Annotated in this window: 19 protein-coding genes; 12 read left to right on the top strand and 7 right to left on the bottom strand. The window is 66.4% G+C overall.

From position 1 onward, the window contains the following. Window positions 1–52: 52 nt before the first annotated feature. The 5 genes from AB0N05_RS36220 to AB0N05_RS36240 all read left to right on the top strand — a co-directional run bounded on the left by AB0N05_RS36220 (window position 53) and on the right by AB0N05_RS36240 (window position 3,704). The gene (locus AB0N05_RS36220) at window positions 53–745 is read left to right on the top strand and encodes a type 1 glutamine amidotransferase domain-containing protein (RefSeq protein WP_364702853.1); all 693 of its coding nucleotides are present in this window, start codon (window positions 53–55) and stop codon (window positions 743–745) included. 3 nt (window positions 746–748) lie between these two features. After that, complete coding sequence (locus AB0N05_RS36225) at window positions 749–1,306, top strand: helix-turn-helix domain-containing protein (protein WP_364702855.1); 558 nt, start codon at window positions 749–751, stop codon at window positions 1,304–1,306. Further along, the gene (locus tag AB0N05_RS36230) at window positions 1,303–2,316 is read left to right on the top strand and encodes an NADP-dependent oxidoreductase (RefSeq protein ID WP_364702858.1); all 1,014 of its coding nucleotides are present in this window, start codon (window positions 1,303–1,305) and stop codon (window positions 2,314–2,316) included. Before AB0N05_RS36225 ends, AB0N05_RS36230 begins: the two co-directional genes overlap by 4 nt. A gap of 87 nt (window positions 2,317–2,403) precedes the next feature. After that, window positions 2,404–2,808, top strand: a complete 405-nt coding sequence (locus AB0N05_RS36235) for a nuclear transport factor 2 family protein (RefSeq protein ID WP_364702861.1) — start codon at window positions 2,404–2,406, stop codon at window positions 2,806–2,808. Between the two features lie 86 nt (window positions 2,809–2,894). Further along, window positions 2,895–3,704: an SGNH/GDSL hydrolase family protein gene (locus AB0N05_RS36240; RefSeq protein ID WP_364702864.1), complete on the top strand. Its 810-nt coding sequence runs from the start codon at window positions 2,895–2,897 to the stop codon at window positions 3,702–3,704. Here AB0N05_RS36240 and AB0N05_RS36245 read toward each other — a convergent pair. Both AB0N05_RS36245 and AB0N05_RS36250 read right to left on the bottom strand, forming a co-directional pair. Beyond that, on the bottom strand, window positions 3,686–4,261 hold the full coding sequence (locus tag AB0N05_RS36245) for a TerD family protein (protein ID WP_364703234.1): 576 nt from the start codon (window positions 4,259–4,261) through the stop codon (window positions 3,686–3,688). The two genes, AB0N05_RS36240 and AB0N05_RS36245, sit on opposite strands and share 19 nt — an antisense overlap. Before the next feature lie 355 nt (window positions 4,262–4,616). Further along, window positions 4,617–5,504, bottom strand: coding sequence for a LysR family transcriptional regulator (locus AB0N05_RS36250; RefSeq protein WP_364702867.1), 888 nt, complete (start codon window positions 5,502–5,504; stop codon window positions 4,617–4,619). Between the two features lie 75 nt (window positions 5,505–5,579). Between AB0N05_RS36250 and AB0N05_RS36255 the strand changes: the two genes are divergently transcribed. Then, on the top strand, window positions 5,580–7,094 hold the full coding sequence (locus AB0N05_RS36255; protein WP_364702870.1) for an MFS transporter: 1,515 nt from the start codon (window positions 5,580–5,582) through the stop codon (window positions 7,092–7,094). Here the strand turns inward: AB0N05_RS36255 and AB0N05_RS36260 are convergent. After that, window positions 7,072–8,553 carry an aldehyde dehydrogenase family protein gene (locus AB0N05_RS36260; RefSeq protein ID WP_364702872.1) on the bottom strand — a complete coding sequence of 494 codons (1,482 nt, stop codon included), beginning with the start codon at window positions 8,551–8,553 and terminating at the stop codon, window positions 7,072–7,074. The genes AB0N05_RS36255 and AB0N05_RS36260 overlap by 23 nt on opposite strands. A 184-nt stretch (window positions 8,554–8,737) precedes the next feature. Here AB0N05_RS36260 and AB0N05_RS36265 point away from each other — a divergent pair, with 184 nt between their 5' ends. Next, the gene (locus AB0N05_RS36265; protein ID WP_364702875.1) at window positions 8,738–9,124 is read left to right on the top strand and encodes a hypothetical protein; all 387 of its coding nucleotides are present in this window, start codon (window positions 8,738–8,740) and stop codon (window positions 9,122–9,124) included. A 110-nt stretch (window positions 9,125–9,234) separates the two neighbouring features. Continuing rightward, complete coding sequence (locus AB0N05_RS36270; protein ID WP_364702877.1) at window positions 9,235–10,257, top strand: alpha/beta hydrolase; 1,023 nt, start codon at window positions 9,235–9,237, stop codon at window positions 10,255–10,257. Window positions 10,258–10,291: 34 nt separating this feature from the next. Here the strand turns inward: AB0N05_RS36270 and AB0N05_RS36275 are convergent, their stop codons facing one another. After that, window positions 10,292–10,732, bottom strand: coding sequence for a YiiD C-terminal domain-containing protein (locus AB0N05_RS36275; protein WP_364702880.1), 441 nt, complete (start codon window positions 10,730–10,732; stop codon window positions 10,292–10,294). Between the two features lie 205 nt (window positions 10,733–10,937). Between AB0N05_RS36275 and AB0N05_RS36280 the strand changes: the two genes are divergently transcribed. Continuing rightward, window positions 10,938–11,588, top strand: coding sequence for a GntR family transcriptional regulator (locus AB0N05_RS36280; RefSeq protein ID WP_364702883.1), 651 nt, complete (start codon window positions 10,938–10,940; stop codon window positions 11,586–11,588). 59 nt (window positions 11,589–11,647) lie between these two features. Next, the gene (locus AB0N05_RS36285; protein ID WP_364703237.1) at window positions 11,648–12,811 is read left to right on the top strand and encodes an MFS transporter; all 1,164 of its coding nucleotides are present in this window, start codon (window positions 11,648–11,650) and stop codon (window positions 12,809–12,811) included. A 10-nt stretch (window positions 12,812–12,821) separates the two neighbouring features. On the opposite strand, the gene AB0N05_RS36290 is transcribed toward AB0N05_RS36285, so the two are convergent. Further along, on the bottom strand, window positions 12,822–13,982 hold the full coding sequence (locus AB0N05_RS36290; protein ID WP_364702886.1) for an acyl-CoA dehydrogenase family protein: 1,161 nt from the start codon (window positions 13,980–13,982) through the stop codon (window positions 12,822–12,824). Between the two features lie 119 nt (window positions 13,983–14,101). Here AB0N05_RS36290 and AB0N05_RS36295 point away from each other — a divergent pair, with 119 nt between their 5' ends. Continuing rightward, window positions 14,102–14,686, top strand: coding sequence for a helix-turn-helix domain-containing protein (locus AB0N05_RS36295; protein ID WP_364702888.1), 585 nt, complete (start codon window positions 14,102–14,104; stop codon window positions 14,684–14,686). A gap of 1,418 nt (window positions 14,687–16,104) precedes the next feature. Here AB0N05_RS36295 and AB0N05_RS36300 read toward each other — a convergent pair. After that, window positions 16,105–16,809 carry a dienelactone hydrolase family protein gene (locus tag AB0N05_RS36300; protein WP_364702891.1) on the bottom strand — a complete coding sequence of 235 codons (705 nt, stop codon included), beginning with the start codon at window positions 16,807–16,809 and terminating at the stop codon, window positions 16,105–16,107. Window positions 16,810–17,042: 233 nt separating this feature from the next. On the opposite strand from AB0N05_RS36300, the gene AB0N05_RS36305 reads away from it, so the two are divergent. Then, complete coding sequence (locus tag AB0N05_RS36305) at window positions 17,043–18,035, top strand: LLM class F420-dependent oxidoreductase (RefSeq protein WP_364702894.1); 993 nt, start codon at window positions 17,043–17,045, stop codon at window positions 18,033–18,035. A 4-nt stretch (window positions 18,036–18,039) separates the two neighbouring features. On the opposite strand, the gene AB0N05_RS36310 is transcribed toward AB0N05_RS36305, so the two are convergent. Continuing rightward, on the bottom strand, window positions 18,040–19,356 hold the full coding sequence (locus tag AB0N05_RS36310) for a family 1 glycosylhydrolase (RefSeq protein ID WP_364702897.1): 1,317 nt from the start codon (window positions 19,354–19,356) through the stop codon (window positions 18,040–18,042). Window positions 19,357–19,377: the final 21 nt, after the last annotated feature.

Raw genomic sequence — 19,377 nt, forward strand, 5'->3', positions numbered from 1 at the left:
CAAAGTGTCAGGACGTCGAGAAGCAGACCGTTCCAATACGAGGGAGCACTCCATGGCGAAGATCCTGTTCGTGATGACCGGCGTCGACCACTGGACGCTGGCCGATGGCACTCAGCACCCGACCGGGTTCTGGGCCGAAGAGTTCGCCGCGCCGTACGAGGCCCTGACCGAGGCCGGGCACGAGATCGTGGTGGCGACGCCCGGCGGCGTCACGCCGACCGTCGATCACGGCAGCCTGGCCCCCGAGGTCAATGGGGGGCCGGAGGGCGCGGAGAAGGTCGCCGCGACCCTGCGCAAGGCCACCGAATTGCGTTCGCCCATCACGCTCACCGAGGTCGACCTCGCCGACTACGACGCGGTCTACTACCCGGGCGGGCACGGGCCGATGGAGGACCTGGCGGTGAGCACCGACTCCGGCCAGCTGCTCAATGCCGCGCTGGCCTCGGGAAAGCCCCTCGGTGTGGTGTGCCACGCCCCGGCCGCACTGCTCGCCACCGCCGACGCCGACGGCAACTCCCCCTTCGCGGGCTACCGGCTCACCGGATTCACCAATGCCGAAGAGACACAGGCGGGTTTGGCCGACAAGGCCAAGTGGCTGTTGCAGGATCGCCTGGTCGCGCTCGGCGCGGACTTCCAGGAGGGCGAGCCGTGGGCCCCGCACGTCGAGGTGGACCGCAATCTGATCACCGGCCAGAACCCCGCCTCCTCCGCCCCGCTCGCCGCGGAGCTGTTGAAGGCGCTCTGAGCCATGACCGGAGACCGCACCGCGGACGTACTCGACGCCACCCTGCGCTGCCTGCAACGCTATGGGGCGAAGCGGACGACGATGGACGATATCGCCTCGGAGACAGGCGTTTCGCGGTCCGCGGTCTACCAGTACGTCCGCAATAAGGACGATGCCGTGCGCCGGCTGGCCGAGCGCATGCACGTGCAGGCGCTGCGGCACGCACACGAGGCCGCGGCCGCCGACGCACCAATGGCGGATCGGGTGTTCGGCATTTTGGCCGCCAAGGTCGAACTGGCGACCGGGCCATTCGCCGAATCCCCCCACGCCGCAGAACTTCTCGACGAGCAGGCCCGGTTGTGCGGCGATATCTGCCGCAGCTTCACCGGTGATCTGCACGGCCTGCTGGTCGACGCGCTCAATGGCGCACGCGTCGACCAGCCCGCCGACGCGGCGCGAATTCTGCTCGCCACCACCTGCGGGCTGCTGTCGAACGGCAGGCCCGAGCTGCTCCGTCGCGCTTCCGACGCCATCCTCGATGGCCTCGGTTCAACCAAATCCTCAGAAGGAGAACAACTATGACCGTCACCAGCCGTGAATGGCGCTTGGTCGCCCGTCCGTTCGGCGAGCCCAAGCCGAGCGATTTCGAGTTCGCCACCGTCACCCTCGCCGATCCCGCCCCGGGCCAGGTGCTGGTCCGCAATGACTGGCTCTCGGTCGACCCGTACATGCGTGGTCGCATGAACGACGTCGAGTCCTACATCCCGCCTTTCGTGCTGGGCGAGGCCATGACCGGCAGCGCGGTCGGCACCGTGGTCGCCTCGGCCGCCGAGGGCATTCCGGTCGGCACGACGGTCTCCCATTTCGCGGGCTGGCGTGAGTACGCGCTCGCCGACGCCAAGGCGGTCCAGATCGTCGATACCGCACTGGCTCCCGCGCAGGCGTACCTCGGTGTGCTCGGCACCACGGGTCTGACCGCCTATGCGGGCCTCACCGAGGTTGCCCCGGTCAAGGAGGGTGATGTCGTCTTCATCTCCGGCGCGGCCGGTGCCGTCGGCTCGGTGGCGGGCCAGATCGCCAAGAAGCTCGGCGCATCTCGCGTGATCGGTTCCGCGGGCGGCCCCGAGAAGACCGCCCGCCTGCTCAATGAATTCGGCTTCGACGCCGCCATCGACTACCGCGAGGGCGATCTGTACGGCGAGCTCGCCGCCGCCGCGCCCGACGGCATCGACGTCTACTTCGACAATGTCGGCGGCGATCACCTCGACGCGGCCATCACCACCATGAACCTGCGCGGCCGGATCGCCCTGTGCGGTGCGATCTCCGCCTACAACGACACCGAGCTCCCGCCCGGCCCGCGTCACCTGCCGCTGGCCATCGGCAAGCGAATCAATATGCGCGGCATGAATGTCAGCGATCATTACCACCAGATCCCGGAGTGGTACGGCAAGGCCGCCGCCTGGATCGCGGATGGCTCGCTGCGCACCGAGGAGACCGTCTTCGAGGGCATCGATCAGGCCCTGGACGCCTTCACGGCCATGATGGCCGGTGCGAATACCGGCAAGATGCTGGTCCGCCTGCAGCACAACTGATGTGGTGAACCCCTGGACAACCCGGCGAGGTTCCGGATAGGTTCCAGGGGTCCATATGCAACTAGTTGAGTATCAGAGGAGGGCATCGTGCACCCCTTCCGAGCGGCCGTAGAAGCCCGCGACCACGCCGCCATCGAGGCGCTGCTGGCCGACAATGTCGTGTTCACCAGCCCGGTGGCCTTCAAGCCGTACCCGGGCAAGGCCATCACCGCGGCGATTCTGCGCGCGGTGATCCAGGTCTTCGAGGACTTCCGCTATGTGCGGGAGATCGGCGAGGACGATGCGCGCGATCACGCGCTGGTCTTCGAGGCGAGTGTGGACGGCAAGAAGCTCACCGGCTGCGATTTCCTGCATCTCGACGACGACGGCAAGATCGACGAACTGATGGTCATGGTGCGCCCACTGTCCGCCGCCACCGCCCTCGCAGCCGCCATGGGCGAGCGGTTCGAACAGATTCGCGCCGAGGCCGCCGCCCAGCTGAGTAGCCAGTAGCCGCAAAGATTTACCCGGTGTGCACCGGTCCGCTGCGGTCACGTTCCCCGGAGATGATCCAGTCGTAATCGTCGAAGGGGCCGTACATGAGCGAGTGTCGATACGCGCGCTACGTCGCGCTGGGCGATAGTCAGACCGAAGGCGTCGGCGACGGCGACGACAGCACCGGACTGCGCGGCTGGGCGGACCGGCTCGCGGAACGACTGGCCGCCGCCAATCCCGAACTGCGCTATGCCAATCTGGCCGTGCGGGGCAAGAAGGCCCGGCAGATCCGCGCCGAGCAGCTGGAGGCGGCCCTCGCACTGAATCCGGATCTGGTGACCGTGGTCGCGGGCATGAACGATCTGCTGCGGCCACGGTTCGATCCGGACGAGGTGGCCGGGGACGTGGCGTACATGTTCGCCGCGTTCGCGGGCCGCGGCGCGGTGGTGGCGACACTGACCTTCCCCGATGTGGCGCGCACGATTCCGCTGGCCCGCCCGATTCGCGGCCGGGTCAGCGCGCTCAATGACCGCATTCGGGCGGCCGCCGCCGCGCACGGGGTGATCGTCGCCGAAACCGGCCATCACCCAGTGGTTTCCGATCCCCGGTTGTGGAGTCCGGATCGGCTGCACGCCAGCCCACTCGGGCATGAGCGCATTGCCGAGGCCGTAGCGGACGCGCTCCGGCTGCCCGGCAGCGACGACGCCTGGACCCGGCCGCTCACGCCCGACCTGCCCAGCCTGGATCCGCTCCGTTTCGTAGCCGGTGAATTGCAGTGGGCGGCAACCGCATTGACGCCGTGGATGATGCATCGGATACAGGGCCGCTCCTCCGGCGACTCGCGCGTCGCCAAAAGACCGACCCCGCTACCGGTTATCGCGCCAGTGGCTCCGCCTCAGACATTGACGCCGTAATCCCGGGCGATGCCCGCCAGCCCCGACGCATAGCCCTGGCCGATGGCGCGGAACTTCCACTCATTGCCGTACCGGTAGAGCTCGCCGAAGACCATGGCCGTCTCGCTGGAGGCGTCCTCGGTCAGGTCGAAGCGGGTCAGCTCCGAACCGGTGACCGCGTCCACCACGCGAATGAACGCGTTGCGGACCTGCCCGAAGGCCTGCCGCCGCACCTCGGCCTCGTAAATCGATACGGGGAAGAAGATATTGGTGACCGATGGCGGCATGGCGGCCAAATCGACATTGATCACCTCGTCATCGCCCTGCCCGCCGCCGACGAGATTGTCGCCCATATGCTCGATCGTGCCCTCGGGTGAGCGCAGATTGTTGTAGAAGATGAAATGCTGATCGGACAGCACTCGCTGATTCGGCCCGCAGGCCAGCGCACTGGCATCCAGATCGAAGTCGGCGCCACTGGTGGACCGGATATCCCAGCCCAGCCCGACCGCCACCTTCGTCAAATTCGGTGCCTGCTTCGATAGTGAGACATTGCCGCCCTTGGCCAAAGTGACACTCATCGATGTTCCTTCCATATCTTTGAAAGACGTCTGCCTGACAAACGTCCGCACGCGGCTACCGTCATGCCCGTGGTCCAGCTGATCGGCGATGACGGTGATCCGGCGCTGTAACCCCAAGAGCTCGACCAGATCCCGGCTCATCAGCGCATCGCCGCAAGCGGACTGCGTCGCCCGCACCGCCTCTTCGTGCGCATCGAAGACCGCAGCCCGCAGGCGCGCCGCCAGCTCCACCCGCGGCGACGCCGGCCGAGCCTTCGGTTCCCCCTTACCGAGCATCACCCTTCGAACATACGGCGCGCGGCGGACTCCAGCCACGAAAACCGCGGTGCGGCCGGAAGATCGAAACCCGGAACGACTAAAACCCGGCGCGAATGGTGTCTCGCAACCAGCGCTGGGCCGGATCGGCGTCGAGGCGGGCATGCCAGTGCAGGTGGATATCCACCTCCGGCAATGGTGCGGGAATGGGGAACCAGCGAATGCCGAGGGGTTCCGCGTATTGCTCGGCGAGGCGTTGCGGAACCAAGCCGATATAGGGGCTGGACGAGACGAGCAGGAGGGCCACAGCGAAGCCCGGGACCGTCGCGGCGACATGACGTTGCAGGCCCGCGGCCTCGAGGGCATCATCCAGGGGGCCGCGGGCACGGCCACGGCGAGAGGCCGAAACGTGCGGGTACCGGCACAATTGGGCCAGGGTCGGGCGGCGGGCCAGCGCAGTATCGGCACGGACGATGCCGACCACGCGTTCGCGGTAGAGCGGGGCGGTACGGATATCGGGAGACGAGGGACCGAGAACGCCGATATCCAGATCGACCGAACCGTCGCGCAGGGCCTCGAGGCTTTCCGCACCTTCGGTCACGAAGCGCAGGATTACGCCCGGGGCCACCGCGGCCGTCGCCTCGGCCACCTCCGTTGCCAGGGTCGCCGCCACGCCGTCATTGATCCGAATCGTGAAGGTACGCTGCAGATCCGCGATCGCTATTTCACGATCCGCGCTGACCAGGGCCGATGCCTCGTCGAGCAGGGAACGCACGCGCGGCGCGGTGCGCAAGGCGAACGGGGTGGGAGCCATGCCGCGACCGGCACGCACCAGGATCGGGTCGTTCATGGCGCGCCGCAATCGGCCCAGCGCGCGACTGGTCGCCGGGATGGACAGGTGCAGGCGTTCGGATGCGGCTGTGACGCTGCCTTCTTGGAGTAGCGCGTCGAATACGCGCAGCAGGTTCAGGTCGAGCTGATCGGCCATAGTTGCAGCGTACACAACTCTCTTTTGCCGAAGTTGCGTCGCGCGCAGACCACTGCGGTCCATAGCGTTGTGACCATGCAATTCACTCAGCTGAACCGTGATGTCCTGAACCGTGATCCCACTCCCGTCTCGCAGCGCGGCCTGCTCGCGGTCATGTGCGCCTGCGTCGTGCTGGTCGTCGGGATGGTCGCCGCGATCAATCTCGCCGTGCCGATGCTGGCGTCGAGCGCACTACACCCGTCCGCGTCGGTGCTCATCTGGATCGTCGACACCTATGTCGTCGTCTTCGCCTGCCTGGTGATTCCCGGCGGGGCCGCCGGAGATCGCTTCGGGCGCAAGGGCGTTCTGCTCACCGGGCTGGCGCTGTTCGCGGTGGGCGCGCTGCTGTCGGCGATCGCGCCGAATGTGGCGCTACTGCTCGCCGGTCGGGCGATCACGGGTGTCGGCGCGGCCGCCGTGCTGCCCAATACCCTGGCGGTCCTGCTGCATGCTGTGCCCGCCGAACGCAAGGGCGCGGCCATCGCCACCTGGGCGTCGATGTCCGGCATCGGCGGAGTCCTCGGCAATGTCGGCGGCGGGTCGGTCCTGACGGGCGGGTCATGGCGCTGGTTGTTCATTGCGGCCGTGCCGATTTCGCTCCTGCTGGCCGCGCTGGTGGCGCGCATCGCACCGGTGTCCACGCGTCATGACCGCAGCCTCGATCCGCTCGGCACGGTGCTGCTGGTCGGCGCGTCGGTGGCGCTGCTGCTCGGTATTGTCGAGGGCCCGGAGGCGGGCTGGGGTAGCGCGGTCGTGATCTCCGGATTTGCCTGCGCCGCAGTCCTGTTCGCGGTGTGGATCGCGGTCGAGCTGAAGGTCGAACACCCGCTGCTGGACCCCCGCCTGTTCCGCCTGCCGGGCCTGCGCAGCGCATGCCTCGGGATGACGGCCGTCTTCTTCGGCATGTTCGCGCTGTTCTATATCAATGCGTCATTCCTTCAGTACGGCAAGGGATTCGGTGTTCTGCAAACCGGACTCGGAATCATTCCGGTGACCGTTCCGATGATTTTCGGATCCCGTCATGTCGGACGTCTGTCCCAGCGCATCGGCATCGACGCCACCGTCGCGCTCGCCTTCGGATTCGTCGGCTGCGGGCTGCTCGGACTGTCCACCAGCGATGCGCAGACGTTGTATGTCGTCTACGCCGCATGGCTGTTGGTCACCGGAATCGGTGTGACACTGGCACTTCCGACACTGTCTGCGGCCATCTCCGGTTCCCTGCCGCCGGAACAGGCCGGAGTCGGAGCCGGATTGCAATCCACCACACGTGAATTCGGCAGCGCGCTCGGCGTCGCCGTCATCGGCACGGTGCTCACCGCGCGGTTCACCGCCGCGCTACCGTCCGACATTCGCGCGGCGCATGACCCCCACACCGTTGCCCAAGCACTCGCCGGGACCGCACCCGAGCGCGCCGATGACATTGTCACCGCGTTCATCTCGGGTGCGGACGCCGGATTCCGCGTGGTGGGCGTGAGCGTCCTCGTGCTCGGCGCGCTGGTCGTCCTGCAGTCGCTGGTGTCCCGGCGGCTCAGCTATGGCGGCCGTGCTTGAGCCCGATGACGCGCCTGATCACGGCCACGGTCGAGGCCTTGCGGCCGAACGACAGCAGGGCCATGCCCGGGATCGCGAAGCGCTGACGGGCGAAGGAGTGCGTGCGGGTGAATTCGCGCAGGCCCTCCTCACCGTGAATGCGGCCGATGCCGGAGGCTCCGGTGCCGCCGAACGGGAGCGCCGAGATCGCACCGAAGGACAGCGGGGCATTGATGGAGGTCGCGCCGACGCGCAGGCGGCGGCCGATCTCCATACCGTGCGACTTGGAGAAAACCGTTGAGGCCAAGCCGAATTCGGAGGCGTTCGTGAGTTCCACGGCCTCGTCCACGGACTTCACCTTGCGGACGGTCAGGGTGGGACCGAAGGTCTCCTCGGTGACGGCGCGGCTGTCCTCGGGGGTGTCGATGAGCACGACCGGTCCGATGAAGCGGTCGCCGACCGATTCGAGACCGCCGACCAGTGCACGGCCGCCACGCTCCAGGGCGTCGGCAATGTGCTCGCGGACCAGGTCGATCTGCTTGGGCATGGTCATCGGACCGTAGGAGGCATCCGCGCCGGAGCCGGGCTTCAGGTTGTCCAGCTTGGACTTCAGCTCGGCGAGGAAGCGGTCGTAGACGGTCTCATCCACGTAGACGCGCTCGGTGCCGACACAGGTCTGGCCGCTATTGGCCATGGCCGCCCAGGCGATCGCATCGGCGGCGGCGGACACGTCGGCATCGTGCGCGACAATGGCCGCGTCCTTGCCGCCGCACTCCAGCAGTACGGGGGTGAGTGTTTCGGCGGCGGCCGCCATGATGCGCTTACCGGTCGGCGTAGAGCCGGTGAAGGCGATCTTGTCCACGCCCGAGGTCACCAAGGCCGCACCGGTCGCGCCGAATCCGGTTACCGCGGTGAGGATTCCACCGGGCAGCTGCGGATTGGCCAGGGCGAAGGAGCGCGCGTACCAGACACCGATCGAGGTGGTGTACTCACTCGGCTTGAACACCACGGTGTTTCCCGCCGCCAGCGCATAGGCGACCGACCCGGTGGGCGTATAGATCGGATAGTTCCACGGCCCGATCACGCCGACCACGCCGAGCGGCGGATGCTCCACCACGGCTTCATGATTGGCCATGAACGGTCCGGGCGAAACCCGCTTGGGCGCAAGGGCTCTCTTGGCATTCTTGGCCGCCCAGTCGATGTGTTCGAGCACCAGCATGAGCTCGAGGTAGGCGTCCTCGGCCGGTTTGCCGTTCTCCTTGTGGATGAGCTCGGTCAGCTCATCGGTATTGCGCACCAGGTAGCTGGCCCAGCGCAGCAATGCCTGCTTGCGGCCGTCGAAGCCGAGTTCGCGCCAGAAGCTCGCGACCACACGCGCGCGTTCGACCGTGGCGGTCACGCTCGCCTCATCGTCGATAGGCCATTCGGCCAGCAGTTCACCCGTCGCGGGATTGACCGAACGCAGCGTGTCCTCTGTCATTCGAGCAACGCTACGACCTGCGAGAAGACGTGAGAATACAGCTGAGGCCACAAAATCCACATTTACGGTCAAGCCGGGGCGGATTCTCCCGCGCGTCTCGGCGTGCCGGACGGCCGGGCACGGCATGATCGTCGTCGATCGGGGGGTCGTCCAACTGTTGTGACCGAATGGAGAGGTTCTGCCCGTGAACATTGTGTTCGTCCGCCGCGTCACCCTGCTCGTCGCCGCCCTCGGCCTGTCCGGGGCGCTCGCCGCCCCCGCGCCCGCGCTGGCCGATGGCCCGCAGCGCATCGTCCTGGACTACACCAAGGGCAAGTGCGCCAAGACCACGCTGACCGCCAGGTCCGGCGTGCCCACCACGTTGGAGATCAATACCTCCGACAATTTCACCGATGACGCCAAGATCGATATGCAGGGCAATCGAATCGCGCTCCCCGACACCTACGCCAAGCAGACCACCACGGTCGACCTCGGCGTCCCCGGCCCCGCGGCCATCCCGTTCACGGTGTCGGGCTCGGAGTGGCCGGGCAGCACCGGAACCGGCTGCACCGGCTGGATTCTGATCGCCTGACGACTCTGTTCTGATCGCCTGACGAATCCGTGAGCCCGTGGCGTCAGCGCCACGGGCTCACACCGTCAGCGTCACGGATTCACAGCAAACTCCGAGTTATCCTGACTCGCATGTGTGCTCAACGCCGAGCAGCCCAAGGGCCGAGCGGCTGGCGGACGCTCAGCCGACGCCAGTACGCGCGCCTGCGCCAATCCGGCGAATTCCGGTCGTATGACGAGCTGCCCCCGGGCCGCGTCCTCGAGGTGCGCTCCGCCGACGGAACCCGCATCCACACCGAGGTCTTCGGCCCCGAGACCGGCTATCCGATCGTGCTCAGCCACGGCTACTGCTGCGGAATCCGCTTCTGGAGCAATCAGATCGCCGCACTCGCCACCGACTACCGGGTCATCGCCTTCGACCATCGCGGCCACGGACTCAGTGGGCGGCCACCCCGGCACGGCTGGACCACCGAACGCCTCGCCGACGATCTCGCCGCCGTACTGCGGGCCACGCTGCGGCCGGGCGATCGGGGCGTGATCGCGGGACATTCCATGGGCGGCATCACCGTTCAGGCGTGGGCGGACAACTACCCGGACGATGTCGAGCGATTCGCGGATGCGATCGGACTGTTCAACACCACCCCCGGCGGATTGACCGATCGCCTCGGAACCACCCTATTCGGCAGGCGTACGCCCGGATCGCTGGCCGCATTCGCGGAACGGGTCTTACCTCGACTACTCCGTGTCTTCGGTGGAGTGCCGATTCCGCGGCGAGCACCGCTGCGCGGACCGGTCCTGAGGTACGCGGCGCTGGGTCCGGCGGCGAGCCCGGCGGCCCGGGCCCTGCTCCAAGAGCTGATCCTCACCACTCCCGCTCGCAGTCGCGGCCGGTTCATGCGCATGCTGCTCGCGCTGCCGACGAGCGGATTCGATACTTCGCGGATCACCGCGCCGACCCTCGTAATCGACAGCAGCAGCGACCGCCTGGTGGGTCGCGCACCCTCCCGCGCACTGCATGACCGGCTGCCGAATCCCACGGGCCTGGTCGAATTGCCGGGCGGGCATTGCAGCCCGGTCGAGCAGCCCGGCGCGGTGACCGCCGAGCTGATCAAACTGGCCGAGACCCAGGCGGAGCGGTTGCGCCGCACACCGTGAACGAGCCGCACCCCTGCGCGGCTCGTGAACGGCTCTATTTGTTGTGCGCGCGCAGCTGGTAGAGGCCCTCGGTCTCGGCGACGACCACGCCATTGGCGTCCTTGACGTACGCCTTCAGGGTGTAGTCGGCCTTGCCCTTGGCGTCCGCCTCCTCGGCGACGCGGGCGATGTCCTCTTCCGACATCGTGGCCTCGGCGGTCACATCGGTGGCCGCGGGCTTGCGGAAGTAGATGTGCAGGTCCTTGACCAGGGGGTAGTACTTCGCGGTGTCGAAGCTGGCCAGGGCGAGCGCGCCGCCGAGCACCTCGGCGACGGTGAACAGCACACCGGCGTACATGACGCCGAAGTGATTGCCATTGCCTTCGACCGGCACCGTGGTGGCGGCGTAGCCGGGACGCACCTCGGTGGCCTGAACGCCCATCTTGTGCGCGATCGGAATGGTGAATTCCAATGCGCTGTTCACGATCTCGTTCAACGGCGGGGTTGCTTCAAAATCTGACCCAGCGTTCGCCACGGGGGACCTCCTCGTCCAACTTACTGACACAGTGCCAACAACGTGAATCATCGTTCGGGAGTCACCAAGAACGCAACTCCGGGCAGGTGCCCAAAGTTGAATCGCCCGGTCGAGCGTCCGTGAGGCTGGCCACACTGCGGCAAATCATCCGATGTATATCCCTAGTATGCAAGTCGTGTCCAAGACGTATTCGGCAGCCGAGCGCGCCTACCGCGAGGTGAAGGAACGCATTCTGACCGGGGCTTTGCCCGGCGGCGAATTGATCAGCGAGAACGAGATCGCCGCCGAACTCGGCATGTCGCGGACTCCGGTGCGGGAGTCATTCCTACGACTGGAGACCGAGGGGTGGATGCGGTTGTACCCGAAGCGCGGGGCGCTCGTGGTGCCGGTGCCGTCGCATGAATCCGAGCATGTGACGCATGCGCGGTATGTGGTGGAGACGGGGGCGGTGCGCGTACTTGTTCAGACCGACCGGTCGGCGCTGATATCTCGGCTGCACGAGTCACTGGATCGCCAACGCGCCCTCGCGGCCGCGGGCGACCTCGACGAATTCGCCATTGTCGACGCCGACTTCCACCGCGAATACGTCGCGGCCGCCGACAACCCCCTGCTGACCGGGTTCTACGACTCGCTGCGCGAACGCCAACGTCGCATGAACAGCGTCGCGCTGCGGCACGGCGTGACCCACACCGATCGAATCATCGAACAGCACACCGGGCTCGCGGATCTGATCGAGGCCGGAGACGTCGACGGCTTCGCGGCCGCCCTGGCCCAGCACCTGATGGCCGTGCACGGCGTGAAGTTGAGAGGACTGTGATGGCGACGCTGACGTCCCTCGAAACCCGGGCGACCCGGACCCGCAATGCCAAGGCGTGGATGGGCGTTGCCGCGGCCATCTTCGCGATTGCCTGGGGCGGAAACGAATTCACGCCACTGCTGGTGATGTACAAGCGGGATGGGCTGCCGGTCACCACGGTCGACCTGCTGCTGTTCGAGTACGTGCTGGGCATTGTGCCCGCGCTGCTCATCGGCGGACCGCTGTCGGATCGGTATGGGCGGCGACCGCTCATGCGCCCCGCTCCCCTGATCGCCGCGGCCGGATCACTGCTGCTGGCCTTCGGATCATCCTCCGTGCCAATGCTTTCCGCTGGCCGCGTGCTGTCGGGTGTGGCGCTCGGCCTGGCCATGGCGGTGGGCAGCAGCTGGTTGAAGGAACTCTCCCAGCCGCCTTATGCGGCCGAATCGGCTTCGGGTATCGGCGCACGGCGCTCCGCCATGAGCCTGACCGGTGGCTTCGGTGTGGGCGCGGGTGTGGCGGGCGTGCTCGCCCAGTGGGGGCCGTGGCCGAATACACTCCCCTATCTGATCAATGTCGCGCTGTGCGTGGTTGCCGCGGTGCTGATCTTCCGCGCACCGGAAACAACCGTCCCCCAGGCAAACCCGCCCCGGCTGATCGACGATCTGAAGGTTCCGGCGGCCGGTCACCAGCGCTTCCGGCTGGTCGCACTCCCCCTGGCGCTGTGGCTGTTCACCTGTTCCGCAACGGCTTACGCCATCATGCCGACGCTCATGATGCCCAAGGTGCAGGGTGCGCCCATCGCGTTCTCGGCGCTGATCACCGTCATCACGCTGGGTTTCGGCTTCGCGATTCAGTCGGTGGCGCGCCGGATCGACCGGCCCGGCAGCATTCGACTCCCGGCGCTCGCATTGTCGCTGGTCATCTGCGGAATGGCTTTGGCCGCAGCGGCTTCGGCCACACTGACGCTCTGGCTGACCATCGCCACCGCCATCGCACTCGGCCTGGGCTTCGGTATCGGCATGGTCGCCGGGCTGCTGGAGATCGAACGCATTGCCGGTCCGAGCGATCTCGCGGGGCTGAATGCCGTCTTCTACGCGGTCAGTTACCTCGGCTTCGGTGTCCCGGCCGTCATGGCCATGCTGCATGACGGCACGGGCGTCACCTATTCGGTCATGTTCACGGTGATGACGATCGCCGCGGCGGGCTGTCTGGCGGTGGTCGCCCGCAGCCGCCGCGGCTGACGTCTGCCGATCACAGCGACCGGGAGATGATCTCCTTCATGATTTCGCTTGTGCCACCGTAGATCCGGTTCACCCGCGAACCCGTGTACATGTTCGCGATCGGGTATTCCATCATGTAGCCGTAGCCGCCGAAGAGTTGCAGGCAGCGATCCACCACCTTGTCTGCGGTCTCGGCCGCGAACAGCTTGGCCATGGACGCGGTGGCCGGATCGTTCTTGCCGTCGATGTACTGCTGGATGGCGTAATCGACCATGGTCTTGATGGCGAGAGCCTCGGTCTTGCACTCGGCCAGGGTGAACGCATTGTGCTGGAACTTGCCGATCGGGCGGCCGAAAGCCTCCCGGTCACGCGAGTAGCGCAGCGCTTCCAGCACGGCGGCTTCGGCGAGCGCCGAGCACAGGCTGGCGATGATCAGCCGCTCCCGCGCCAGCTGCTCCATGAGCTGGTAGAAGCCCAAGCCTTCCTGCGCGCCAAGGAGATTGGCGACCGGAACCCGCATATCGGAGAAGAACAGTTCGCGGGTGTCCTGCGCGTGCTGACCCATCTTCTCCAGCACCCGCCCACGCTCGAAACCCGGCAGGTTCGCGGTCTCCGCCACGATGAGCGAGACACCGGCCGCACCCTGACTCGGATCGGTCTTGGCGACGATCACCAGCAGGTCGCAGTGGGTGCCATTGGAGATGAACGTCTTCGAGCCATTGACGACGTAGTGGTCGCCCTCGCGAATCGCGGTGGTGCGCACCGATTGCAGATCCGAGCCGGTGCCCGGCTCGGTCATGGCGATGGCGAGAACCAGCTCACCGCTGATGATGCCGGGCAGCCACCGCTGCCGCTGCTCCTCATTGCCGTACTTGTAGATGTAGTGCGACACGATCGGCGAGTGCACGGAGAACCCGAACCCATTGTCGTGCGCGTAAACAAGCTCTTCCTGCACGATCGACTGCATGCCGTAATCGCCTGCGGCCCCGCCGAATTCCTCCGGCAGATCGAGCCCGAGCAGCCCAGCCGCCCCGGCCTTGTTCCAGAACTCTCGGTCGACCTTGTGCTCTTTACTCCAGCGCTCCCGGTTCGGCGCGAGCTCCTTGCGGAAGAACTCGGCCGCATGCTTGCGCAGCTCACGGTGCTGGTCGGTTTCCCACGTCGGGCGGTAATCGGGGAACAGTTCGGACATCGTTGTTCTCTTCTTTCGGCGAAGACACTGTTCGAGAGGTCGAACAATACAACTGTATCGCCGACAGTTCAACGGTAACGGAAGCTAGACTGCCCGACAATGCGAAGAGTCGAGGAGCAATGCTGAACCCGAGGGCAACCAACGACGATCTGACCGCGAAGGCCCGCATCCGCAACGCGGCCATGGACCTGTTCGCCCAGTTCGGCGACTCCCGAGTCTCCCTCCGCGCCGTCGCCGCCGAAGCAGGCGTAACCCTCGGCCTGGTCCAACACCACTTCAAAACAAAAGCGGGCCTCCGAGACGCCGTAGACAAACTGATAGTCGACTACTTCGCCCAAGCCGTAGCCTCAATCCCCCCAACCGGCACAGCAACCGAGGTAGCCGCCGCCCGCGACGAGGCCGTCCGCCGCATGCTCCACGACAACCCACCCGTCGTGAACTACGTCCGCCGCACAGTCCTAGAACCCTCCGAAACCCGAATGCATCTACTGGAAGCCCTGATAGACCTAACCCGCAGCGAGGTAACCGCCCTCCGCGAAGCAGGCCTAGCCTCCACCACTCGCCGCGAATCCACCCAAATAGTCGCAGTCCTACTCCGCCAATTCGGCGAACTCCTCCTCGCCCCGATGCTCGACGCAGTCTGGGAACGCGTAGCCCCAGACGAACCCAACCGCCCCAGCCTCGCGATCACAGTCACAGACTGACGGCTCGGCCTTCGGCCATCGCAATCACTAACCGCACCGGTCAAAACCAGCGTCTCGGCCGCTCGTGCCCGAAGCGCACGGCAGTACGGATATTGCGTGGTTGCGTCGCCGGACGTACCCGACGTTGGCTCCCCAGCCCGGAGCCGTCCTCTCTCGTCCCAGCCTGGCTGGATGGCTGTGGTCCCGTTCCGGGACCAACAACCAAAGACAAAACACGAAAAGACAAGAGATTCAAGACAAAAGACAAGGACCAACGAGCAGCCGTTGATGCCCCAAAAGCCCTCTGCCGCTGCGCCTCTCAGGGGTAGAACACGTTCAGGAGGGACATGAGGCTGGGGTAAACGGACAAAACCCCGGCTCATGTCCCCTCTCGATGAACGGGCCACCCCGACACGCCCCAACACACCGACACACGCCCCGGCCCGTGCGCGTTCATGCCCGGTTTGCCGGATTCCCTTGCCGGGCACGCCTTCGAGGGGCTTCCCCGCCGACCTTCCCAGCGTGTCGCCAGCGGGAAGGCACCTCCGATCGCGCATCCCAGGGGTGGAACACGTTCAGTGGGACACGAGGCTGGTCGATCCGGACAAAACCACGGCTCATGTCCCACTCGATGAACAGGCCACCCCGACACGGGCGTGGCGCGGCCCGACACGCGTGTGGCGCGACCCCGGCACGCGTGTGGCGCGGACCGACACGCCGGGCGGTGGGGTGAGGGAGCTGTGGTGGTGGGGACACGCCGGAAATCCCGCCACCAGAGCTCCCTCACCTCCCGCCAGCCGCAGCTCGACTTCCGCCACCCGCAACGCGACGCACCCGCAGGGCCCCCTTTCGAGAATGAGCCGGTGGAGTCCAAGCGCAGCGGGGCCCGGGATGCGAAGCCGAGCCACTTAGGACCGCGAAGCGCAGCGACTCCGGGATGCGAAGCGCAGCAAGGTCCGGGATGCGAAGCGCAGCAAGGTCCGGGATGCGAAGCGCAGCGACTCAGGGATGCGAAGCGCAGCGAGATCCGGAACGCGTAGCGCGGCGAGATCCGGGACCCGAAGCGCGGCGAGATCCGGGACGCGAAGCGCGGCGAGGTCCGGGACGCGAAGCGCAGCGAGTCAGGGGGAAGCCTCCACGGCTGGGGTTGTCTTGTGTCTTGTTCTTTGAGGTTTTGTTCCTTCTTGTCCGGGCGTCTTTGTCTTTTGGTCTTTCAGGTCTTGTTCTTTGGGGTTTGGTCCCGGAACGGGACCACAACCTTCCAGCCAGGCTGGGACGAGAGGGGACGGCTCCGGGCTGGGGAGCCAAAGTCGGGTACGGCAGGCGAGGCGACCACGCTATATCCGTACTGCCGTGCGCTTCGGACACGAGCTCCCCGAGTCGTGTTTCTGACCGGTGCGGTTAATGACAGCGATGGCCGAAGGCCGAGCCGTCCGAGGTCAGTTCGGTTGCGCGGCAGCCAGATGCGTGTCGAAGAAGGAGAAGATTCGCTTCCAGGCGTCTTCGGTGGCGTGCTCGTTGTAGCCGAAGCCGGTGACTCGGAGTACCGGTTCAGCGGGAGTCTCGTTGGCGAACGAGTGGGTGACGCCGGGGTAGGTCTTTACGTCGTGGGGGATGCCGTGGTCAGTCAAGGCCTGTTCGAGTTTGCGGCCGCGCCCGGGGTTGGCTGGGTCGAATTGGCCGTAGCTGGCGACGATTGGGCAGGAGCCGCGGAGCATTTCGGCGTAATTGCCGCGCCCGGAGGGGTAGAAGGGGGCTGCTGCGTTGAAACCCTTGGGGGCGACCAGGAGTGCGAAGCCGCCGCCGAGGCAGAAGCCGACTACGGCGATGCGGCCGGTGCAGTCTGGGTCGGTGGCGAGGGCCTCGCGGGCGGCGAGGATGTCTCGGACAGTGCGGCCTGAGCCGTTGGATATTAGTTCGCGCATCATGCTCGGGACGCAGCGGACTCGGCCGCGGGCGAACAGGTTCGGGGCGAGGGCGAGGTAGCCGTTGTCGGCCAGTCTGCGGGTGGTCCGCTGCACGTCGGCGCTCATTCCCAGGCCGTCGTGCAATACGACGACGCCCGGCCAGGGGCCAGCGGTGCGCGGGGTTTCGAGGATCGCGTCGATGGTGCCGTCGGGGGTGGTGAGTTCGATCGAGCTCATCGGTGAGCGCCTTTCCAAACAGAGATCGCGGCGTCCTTACCGCAGCGTGAACCTCTGCCCATACTAACGTGTCTGGGACAATTTACAGCCCGATGAAAATCAGGACGAACCGGTCACCGGTATTCGGCGCGCCCGGCGCTGAAAGGTTGCCCGGATACAGGCGAGCGGGAAGGGTGGAGGCGGCGTCGCGGTCCGATCGGCCGTGGCCGGAATACAGACAGAGGAGAACACTCGTGCGTTTCGGCATGTTCATCCCGCAGGGCTGGCGGTTCGACCTGGTCGGCATCGATCCGGCGGCGCAGTGGGGAGTGATGCGCGATCTCGCCCAGCGTGCCGACGCCGGGGATGCCTGGGAGTCGATCTGGGTGTACGACCACTTCCACACCACGCCGGAGCCGAGCGAGGAAGCCACCCATGAGGCGTGGTCGCTCATGTCAGCGTTCGCCGCCACCACCTCGCGCGTGCGCCTCGGGCAGATGTGTACCGCGATCAGTTACCGCAATCCCGCCTACCTCGCGAAGGTGGCGGCCACGGTCGATCTCATTTCCGGCGGCCGTGTCGAGATGGGTATCGGCGCGGGCTGGTATGAGCACGAATGGCGCGCCTACGGCTACGGTTTCCCGCGCGCCGGTGAGCGCCTCGCCCGGCTCGATGAAGGCGTGCAGATCTTCCGCCAGGCCTGGACCACCGGCTCGGCCACGCTGAATGGCAAGCACTACCAGGTCGATGGCGCGATCGTGCGCCCACTTCCCTTGCAGGAAGGCGGAATTCCGATCTGGATCGCGGGCGGCGGCGAAAAGGTCACCCTCCGCATCGCCGCCAAATACGCCCAGTACACCAATTTTTCCAACGACCCCGAGGATTTCGTCCGCAAGTCGGACCTGCTGCGCGAGCACTGCGCCGCCGTGGGCACCGACTTCGACGCCATCACCCGCAGCACCAACTTCAACACCCTGGTCGGAGCCACCGAGTCCGAGGTCCAAGAACGCCTCGCCGCCCTCGAGGCCCGCCTGACCCAGGCCATCGGCCCTGACAAGGCAATCCAATATGTCAAGGACTTCTTCCGGACCTCCCCCGCCGTGGGAACCCCCGAGCAGATCATCGAAAAGGTCACCCGGGTAAAGGATCTCGGCCTCACCTACGCCATCCACTACTTCCCGGAGGCCGCGTACGACACCTCGGGCGTCGAACTCTTCGAGCGCGAGGTAATCCCCGCTCTTCGCTGACGGTTCAGCGCGGGACCGCCACCGGGTCGGCACAGCTGGCGAGGGCGTCCACCAGAGAGCACGCCTTGGGTGAGCGTGTCGGCCGGTAGTCGGCCGGGACGCCGCCCTCGCGAGTGATGGCGGTATAGGCCGGGACCGCGTCGGTGGGGCGTCGGGTCAGGCTCGGATCGGTCAGGACGTCCACCGTATACAGCCCGAAACGCGGTGTGTAGGAACCCCATTCGTAGTTGTCGGTGAGGCTCCAGTAGTTGTAGCCCATGACGTTCATGCCGTCAGCCTTGGCGCGCTGGATCCAGTAGACGGTGTCGCGGAGGTCGTCGGCGCGGGCGTAGCCGTCGGGGCGGGGCAGGCCATTCTGTGTGGGCATGCCGTTTTCGACGATGTAGAGCGGAACGCCGGGGTAGCTGCGCGAATAGTGTTGCAGCGCATAGTAGATACCCTCGGGCTGCAAGGGGTTGTTCCACATATCCTTGCTGACAAAGGAACCCGGCTGGTCGGCTGACATGCCGTAGTAGTAGTCGATGCCGATGTAGTCGAGGCGACCGCTCATCTTGTCGAGCAGCGGCTTGTTCGCGAGGTCATCTCCGGCGGGGACGTAGGCGACATTGCTGGTCACCATGGCTCCCGGCTGCACCCGATGGATGTAGTCGTAGATGCTGTTGTGCGCCTGCGCGATTCGGTCCTGCATGGCCGGGGCCGAGGTGAGTGGCAGGCCGCCCATGCGCAGTTCATTGGCGATGTAGAACAGCGGCTCGTTGAACGTGACCCACAGCGGATCGGCGGCGGCGTAGCGGTCGACGACCGTGCGCGCATTGGCCAGCCAGTCCTCGACCATGGCCTGGTTGTTCCAGCCACCCCGGTCGGCCTCCCAGCCGGGGTACACCCAATGGTCGATGGTCAGCATGGGCCGCATGCCCGCCGCGCGGATGGCGGCAATGACCGAGTCGTAGAACTTCAGCCCGTTCTCATCCCACACCCCGGGTGTGGGCTGCACGCGCGCCCATTCGATGCCGATGCGGTAGACCTTCACACCCAACTGCTTCGCCAAGTCGATATCCGACTGATACCGCGAGTAGAAGTCGACCGAATCCCGGTACGGGTCATCGGTTTTCCCGGCCGCGGCGTAGCGCTGCCAGTTGCTGTCCGGCGCATGCCCTTCGGATTGGAATCCGGAGGCCGCCACACCCCACAGGAAGTCGGGCCCGAGCGGCGCGACCCGCGCGGGCGGTTCCGGCCGGGCGGCAGCCGTGCCCGCCCCCTGCGTGAGTGCGGCGGTCGCGGCGAGCACGACCAGGGCAAGACTTCGAGCGCGGAGTCGCATACAAAAACCGTACATCGCTCT

The organism is Nocardia sp. NPDC051030 (assembly GCF_040683015.1).
Lineage (GTDB): Bacteria > Actinomycetota > Actinomycetes > Mycobacteriales > Mycobacteriaceae > Nocardia.